We start from the raw sequence: 6,935 nt of genomic DNA on the forward strand, positions 1-6,935 counted from the left end.
GCTTTTTCGGGCGCCGGCGGCCGCGTTCAACGGTTCGTGAAGCCGAAAATTCTCCTCTTGCGCGAATTTCAGCCAAGCCTTGCCGCCTTTCGGCGAGCTCTTATTTCGGCTTGTTACGACAACGTGAAAGGCGGCTATCAAAAGAAAATTATCGGTTAACGACAGGTGGAAATCGAGTTTCTTACAGCTCAATTACGCGATCCCGCACCAATGTTCGCCAATAGTTTTCTTGCGAGGCGAAATTTTACTGATCGAAGACATGGATATTGCCTTCCGAAGGCGGCGGCGTGCGCCTCCATGCCTGAGCGATCCTGTGGATAATTCACCTGCGACCGCTCGCCGCGCGGCGTAAACCCTCTTTTCACTCAAGGCGGATACGGTTACCCCTTCGCCTGGGAGTGTCGGGGAGTCACCGATCAATGCTTAAACGGACGCGGGCCCTTCTGGGCGCCATGGCCGCTGCGGCGTTTGTCGCCTTCGCCCCTGGCGGAGCGACCGCCGACACCTACTGGCAGTGCGTGCCCTTCGCGCGCCTGATCTCCGGCATCCAGATCTTCGGCGACGCCTGGACCTGGTGGCAGCAGGCGGCCGGCAAGTACGAGACCGGCTTCTCGCCCAAGGCGGGCGCCGTCCTCTGCTTCAAGCCCACCCAGCGCATGCGTCTCGGCCATGTGGCCGTGGTGAGCCAGGTGCTGACCGACCGCGTCATCCAGATCACCCACGCCAACTGGAGCCCGATCGAGGGCTCGCGCGGCAAGGTCGAGAAGGACGTCACCATCATCGACGTCTCGCCGCAGGGCGACTGGAGCGAGGTGAAGGTCTGGTACGACCCGAACCGCGACCTGGGCGGCTCCACCTACGCCACGCACGGGTTCATCTATCAGGACACGTCGGCGCGCATGCTGGCGGCCTCGGGCGTGACCCGCTTCCAGAACGGCGCGATCGCCGTCGCCCAGTCGGCCGCCAGCCAGATGGCCAGCGCCGTGCGTCCAGGCCAGGGCCCGATGAGCGTGCTGACCCAGGCGGCGGACCAGACGGACCGGATCGCGGCCCTGATCGCGGCGGCCACGCGCCCCGACAACAAGTAGCCTCCGCGGTTGACGCTCTGCGCGACGCACCGTCCTTAGGCGGGCGGAGGCAGCGCCATGCTCAGGGTCCTTCGGCGCAGCGCGCGCGGGGTGCAGACGGAAACGTGCGCGGCCGGCTGGTCGCCGGGCGCCGACGTGGTCTGGATCGACCTGATGAAGCCGACCCGCGAGGAGGAGCTGGCCGTGGAGGCGGCGCTCGGCCTCGAACTGCCTACCGCCGAGGAGATGGCCGCGCTGGAGCCTTCCAGCCGCCTCTACCAGGAAGACGGCGCCACCTTCATGACGGCCACGATGCTGGCGCGCAGCCACGAGGCCTCGCCCTTCGCGACGCCGGTCACCTTCGTCCTCGCCAAGGGGGTGCTGGTGACCTTGCGCTATGAGGAGCTGCGGGCGTTCACGCTGTTCTCCGACCGCGTCCCGGAGAGCGACATCCAGAGCGGCACGGTGGCGCTGCTCGACCTCTTCGACGCCGTCGTCGAACGGCTGGCGCGAACGCTGGACGACATGGCCGACAAGGTGGAGGACGTCTCCACCGCCATCTTCCGCCGGCCGCCCGGCGGCAACTTCCGACCGCTGCTCACCGGCCTGGCGCAGGCGCAGTCGGTGACGTCGCTCACGCGCAACGGCCTGGTGAGCGTGTCGCGGACGCTGGGCTACGCGGGGCTGGCGAGCGAGATCGCGACGGATCCCGAGTGCCGCGCGCACCTCGACACCCTGCAACACGACGCCCGCTCGCTCACCGAGCACGCCGGCTACCAGTCGAGCCACATCGCCTTCCTGCTGGATGCGGCGCTGGGCCTGATCAACATCGAGCAGAACGGCATCATCAAGTTCTTCTCGGTGGTCGCGGTGGCCTTCATGCCGCCCACGCTGATCGCCTCGATCTACGGCATGAACTTCATCCACATGCCCGAGCTGCGTTGGATGGCGGGCTATCCCTTCGCCCTGCTGCTGATGTTCGTCGCGGGGGTCCTGCCGGTCGTGTGGTTCAAGAAACGCGGCTGGCTCTGAGCGATCGGGAGTTGTGCTCAAGGTTTCATAAAGGACGTCGCGAAACCCATCCTTAAAGCCGGCCGCGCCATGGTGAACGCGAAGGCCTTCATGTCGTCCGTACCCCAACAGCATCACACGACGCTCGACGTCCACGCCCTCCGCGAGGCGCTCGAGGCCCACCAGCGCTACCTGGCGGGACGGTCGGGCGGACGGCGCCTGGCGCTGCACTATGCCGACCTCGCCAACTGCAGCCTGGAAGGCGTCGACCTGCGCGACGCGGACCTGACGGGCGCGAAGCTCGCCGGCGCGACCCTGGCGCGCTCCAACCTCTCCCGCGCGATCCTCTTCGGCGCCGACCTGCGCGAAGCCGACATGCGCCACGTCAACCTGAAGCGGGCCGACCTGCGCGGCGCGTGCATGCGCGGCGCGAACCTGGCGGGCGCCGAACTCGCCGGCTGCGACCTGCGCGAGGGCCGCATCGCCCTGCAGGACAAGCTGGACGGCTTCCGGATCCTTCGCCACGAGCACCGGCCGGGCGAGCTGAACTTCGCCGTGCTGTCGGGCGCCAACCTGGCCGGCGCGCAGATGAGCGGCGCGGTCGCCATGACCAGCGACTTCACCGACGCGAACCTGGCGGGCGCGGTGCTGGTGGGCGCGAAGCTCATGCGCGCGGTGCTGGACGGCGCCGACCTGTCGGGCGCCGACCTGGGCGGCGCCGACCTCACGGGCGCCTCGATGAAGCGCGCGGTGCTGAACGGGGCGAACCTCAACCAGGCGCGGCTCGACGACTGCGACCTGGCGGGCGTGCTGCGCGCGCCGCCGCCGATCTTCTACATCGACGACAAGTCGCTGACCGAGGTAGTGGCCGAGCACGAGGCCTTCTGCGACACCAACGGCGGTCAGGGCGTGGTGATGAAGCTCTCGGAGGTCGACTTCCGCCCGCTGAAGTCGCTGAAGCGCCGGCGGCTGTCGGGGCTCTCGGCGCCCAACTCGATCTTCTTCGGCATGGACCTGGAGGGCGCGCAGCTCCAGGGCGCCGACCTGTCGGGCTGCGACTTCCGGGGCGCGAACCTGCGCGAGGCCGACCTGCGCGGCGCGCGCTTCACGAACGCCCAGCTCGCGCGGGCCGACCTGCGCGGCGCGAAGATGGGACCGCTGGCGATCGGCGACAACCGCTTCGTGCGCACCGACTTCTCCCGCGCCTCGCTGCGCGGCGCCGACCTGCGCGGCGCCTCCGCGCCGCGTGCGCGGTTCCTGGAGGCCGAGATGGACGGAGCCCGTCTCGCCGGCTGCGACATCTCCGGCGCCGAGCTGGAAATCTGATCCGCCGCCGGGTTCGACCCGAACCGCACGAACGGCGGGCGGTCCCCGAGGCTGTTTCGTGGTCCGGCCTTCCTACAGCGTCGTCGGGTAGAGGTTCTCGACCGCAAAGTCGGCCGCCGCCATCATGTGTTCGCACACGATCGAGCGGTGGCATCCTCGGTGGTCGGCCTCGTAGCAGAGCAGCGCCGCCTTGCGGCCCTTGGCGATCTCGATGGCCTGGGCGAGCTGCAACTGGGCGGCGGGCTCTGCCATGTGGGCCTCGAAGATCTCGCGCATCTCGGCCGTCTTGCCGCGCCGGGCGGCCATGCGGCCTTCCTTCGGCGTGCCGAGGTCGCGCAGGTGGACGTAGTCGATGCCCGCGTCCTCGAGGCTCGACGACAGCAGGCCTTTGGAGAAGCCGGCGCGGCGCGAGGCGGCGACGGCGCGCACGTCGATCAGCACCTCGACGCCAGCCGCCTTCAGTTCGTCGATGACCCTGGCCTGCGGGGCGCTCTCGTAGCCGATCGTGGCCAGCGGGATCTTCCTACTCATGACCCTTCATATGGGCGTCGATCAGCGCCGCCGCAGCGCCCCGGGCGGCGGCGGCCGGTCCCTCGGGGCCGAAGAGCTGGCTGGTGACGAAGACGCCCTCGATGAGGAGCAGCAGGGCGTCGGCGAGCTTCTTGGGCTTCCTCGCGCCCATCCCCCGGGTCAGGTCGCGCAGGTGGTCGCGGACCTTCTGCTTGTGCTTCACCGAGACCTTGTGGCCGGGGTGGCCGGCGTCGGGATACTCGACCGCCGCGTTGGTGAGGCCGCAGCCGCGATAGCCGGCCTTCGATGCGCGGCCCGACAGGGCGTCGATGTATGCCAGGATCTGCGCCTTCGGATCGTCCGGATGCGCCGCGGCGGCCTGCTCGAAATACGACCAGGCGTAGGCGCTCTGGCCTTCCAGGTAGGCGGCGATCAGGTGATCCTTGCTCTCGAAGGCGCGATAGAGGCTGGGCTTGGTCGCGCCGGCGCGGGCGACGATCTCGTCCACGCCGACCGCCCGGGCGCCTTCGCGGTAGAAGAGCTCGCTCGCTGTCGAAAGGATGCGCTCGGCGGCTTTCGGCGCGGCGGCGGTGGCAGGCGCGTCGCGGGTGGCGGATTTCGGCATGGCGGCGGCCCTTGACAAGGTAACAGACCGGTACGTACCTGACCGGGCTCCGAGTTTCCCGTACCGATCGGTTACATGATAGTCCGAAGACGCCCGTTCGGCCAGAACTACGCCTGGGTGGTGGCGGCGGTCACCTTCCTGGCCCTGCTGTCGGCCGCCGGCCTGCGCTCGGCGCCGGGCGTGCTGCTGCAGCCGTTGCACGACGCCTTCGGCTGGGACCGTGGGCGGCTCTCGGCCGGCGCGGCGATCGGCATCTTCCTCTACGGTCTCGTGGGCCCCTTCGCGGCGGCGCTGATGCAGACGCTGGGCTTGAAGCGCACCCTGCTGACCGGCCTCGTGCTGATGAGCGCCTCGACGGGCCTCAGCCTCCTCATGACCGCGCCCTGGCACTACCTGCTGACCTGGGGCGTGCTCTCGGGCCTGGGCTCGGGCGCGGTGGCGCTCTCGATGGGCGCGACCGTCGTGAACCGCTGGTTCCAGGCCCGCCGCGGGCTCGTCATGGGCCTGCTCAGCGCCTCGACGGCCACCGGCTCGCTGATCTTCCTGCCCGGCATGGCGGCCCTGGCGGAAGGCAGCGGCTGGCGCGCGGTCGCGACGGCCGTGGCGCTCGTGACGGCGGCGATGGTCCCGCTGGTCCTGTTCCTGATGCCCGAACGCCCGGCCGATATCGGCCAGCCGCCCTACGGCGCCTCGGAGGTCGAGCCGGCGCCCCCGCGCGGTCGGGCGCGGGATGCCGTGGCGCTGGCGCTGGGCGTCCTGGCGCGCGGCATGCGCACGCCGGCCTTCTGGCTGCTGTTCGCCACTTTCTTCGTCTGCGGGTTCACCACCAACGGCCTCGTCGGCACGCACCTGATCTCGCTCTGCGGCGACAGGGGCATGGCTCTGGTCCAGGCCGGCATGCTGCTGGCCGCCATGGGCGTCTTCGACATGATCGGGACGACGGCCTCGGGCTGGCTCACCGACCGCTACGATCCGAGGAAGCTGCTGTTCGTCTACTACGGCCTGCGCGGCCTCTCGCTGATGGCGCTGCCGTTCCTGGACTTCAACGCCGTCAGCCTGGGGGTCTTCGCGGTCTTCTACGGCCTGGACTGGCTGGCGACGGTGCCGCCGACCGTCCGGCTGTCGACCGAGACCTTTGGCGAGCGCGACGGGCCGATCCTCTTCGGATGGGTGGCGTTCGGGCACCAGATCGGCGCGGCGAGCGCGGCGTTCGGGGCCGGGGTGCTGCGCGAGCTGCAGGGCCGCTACCTGGAGAGCTTCGTCATCGCGGGCGTGCTGGCCGTGCTCGCCGCCTTCGCCGCGCTCGCGATCCGCCGGGCCGGCGACGCCCCGCGACGGACGGCGGCCGCCTGAGCGGCTTTCCTGCCTTCGCGTCACCGGGCTAAGAGCGGGCCATGGATGCGATGGTCGAGTACGAGCCGCGGCCGCGGCGGGTGAGCCTTCCGGGGCGCGGCGGCGAGATGGCGGCGCTCGACTTCGGGCCGCAGGACCGCCCCGTCGACGTGATCTTCTCGCACGCGAACGGCTTCAACGGCCGCACCTACCGCACGATCCTCGCGCCCCTGGCGCAGGAGCGCCGGATCCTGGCGCTGGACCTGCGTGGTCACGGCGCCTCGACGCTTCCGGCGGTGATCGAGGATCGGCAGGGCTGGCTGGAGTTCCGCGACGACCTGCTGGCGCTGCTGGACGAGGCGGCGGAGGCGCCCGTCGTGCTGGCCGGGCACTCGATGGGGGGAACGACCAGCCTGCTGGCGGCCGCCGCGGCGCCGGAGAAGGTGAAGGCGCTGGCGCTGTTCGACCCTGTCATCTTCGACGCGGCCCGCGCCGCGCAGGACATGGTCGGCGACAACCCGCTGGCCGAGGGCGCCGACCGTCGCCGCGCGGTATTTCCGGACAAGGCGGCGGCGCTCGCCGCCTACACCGGCCGCGGCGGGTTCAGGACGTGGCGGCCCGAGCAACTGGCCGACTATGTCGAGGCCGGCTTCGCGCCTACCACCGACGGGCAGGTGACCCTGACCTGCACGCCCGCCTGGGAAGCCTCGAACTTCCGCATCCACAACTACGACGCCTGGGCCGCCTTCCGCGCGGTGCGCTGCCCGATCCGGATGCTGCGGGCCGAGTTCGCGTCGACCGCGCGGATCGACGACAACCTCGCCGACCTCGACGCCGTCGGCGCGCGCTACGAGACCGTGCCCGGGACGACCCACTTCCTGCCGATGGAGCGGCCCGAACGCGTGCGCGAGGTTCTGCGCGAGCTAGAGCGTGATCCGTTCACACTGAAGCGTATCCGGAGTTGGTGAGGTAGTTAGCGCACTCGGCGGGGGTGAAGTGGTCGAGGAGTTGTCCGATACGCCGCCATGTGGCTTCGACGGTGCGTTCGGCGGCCTTGCGCAGGA

At 70.1% G+C, this 6,935-nt stretch carries 7 protein-coding genes; 5 read left to right on the forward strand and 2 right to left on the reverse strand.

Annotation, left to right across the window (positions count from 1 at the left end; all coding sequences use genetic code 11):
• Positions 1–419: 419 nt before the first annotated feature.
• From JNL41_RS09290 to JNL41_RS09300, 3 genes are all read left to right on the forward strand, one after another.
• A complete protein-coding gene (locus JNL41_RS09290) occupies positions 420–1,088 on the forward strand; it encodes a CHAP domain-containing protein (RefSeq protein WP_293474254.1) in 669 nt (222 codons plus the stop codon).
• Positions 1,089–1,145: 57 nt separating this feature from the next.
• Positions 1,146–2,099, forward strand: a complete 954-nt coding sequence (locus tag JNL41_RS09295; RefSeq protein WP_293474256.1) for a magnesium transporter CorA family protein — start codon at positions 1,146–1,148, stop codon at positions 2,097–2,099.
• Positions 2,100–2,189: 90 nt separating this feature from the next.
• Positions 2,190–3,404 carry a pentapeptide repeat-containing protein gene (locus JNL41_RS09300; protein ID WP_293474258.1) on the forward strand — a complete coding sequence of 405 codons (1,215 nt, stop codon included), beginning with the start codon at positions 2,190–2,192 and terminating at the stop codon, positions 3,402–3,404.
• Positions 3,405–3,476: 72 nt separating this feature from the next.
• Here JNL41_RS09300 and JNL41_RS09305 read toward each other — a convergent pair whose 3' ends face one another.
• Positions 3,477–3,935, reverse strand: coding sequence for a DUF488 domain-containing protein (locus tag JNL41_RS09305; RefSeq protein WP_293474260.1), 459 nt, complete (start codon positions 3,933–3,935; stop codon positions 3,477–3,479).
• Complete coding sequence (locus JNL41_RS09310; protein WP_293474261.1) at positions 3,928–4,539, reverse strand: TetR family transcriptional regulator; 612 nt, start codon at positions 4,537–4,539, stop codon at positions 3,928–3,930. The genes JNL41_RS09305 and JNL41_RS09310 overlap by 8 nt, the downstream gene beginning before the upstream one ends.
• Before the next feature lie 75 nt (positions 4,540–4,614).
• On the opposite strand from JNL41_RS09310, the gene JNL41_RS09315 reads away from it, so the two are divergent.
• Together JNL41_RS09315 and JNL41_RS09320 are read left to right on the forward strand one after the other, a co-directional pair.
• A complete protein-coding gene (locus JNL41_RS09315; RefSeq protein WP_293474263.1) occupies positions 4,615–5,892 on the forward strand; it encodes an MFS transporter in 1,278 nt (425 codons plus the stop codon).
• Positions 5,893–5,933: 41 nt separating this feature from the next.
• Positions 5,934–6,839, forward strand: coding sequence for an alpha/beta hydrolase (locus JNL41_RS09320; protein ID WP_293474265.1), 906 nt, complete (start codon positions 5,934–5,936; stop codon positions 6,837–6,839).
• Positions 6,840–6,935 lie beyond the last annotated feature (96 nt).

It is taken from the genome of Phenylobacterium sp. (assembly GCF_016793285.1).
In the GTDB taxonomy this organism is placed as follows: domain Bacteria; phylum Pseudomonadota; class Alphaproteobacteria; order Caulobacterales; family Caulobacteraceae; genus Phenylobacterium.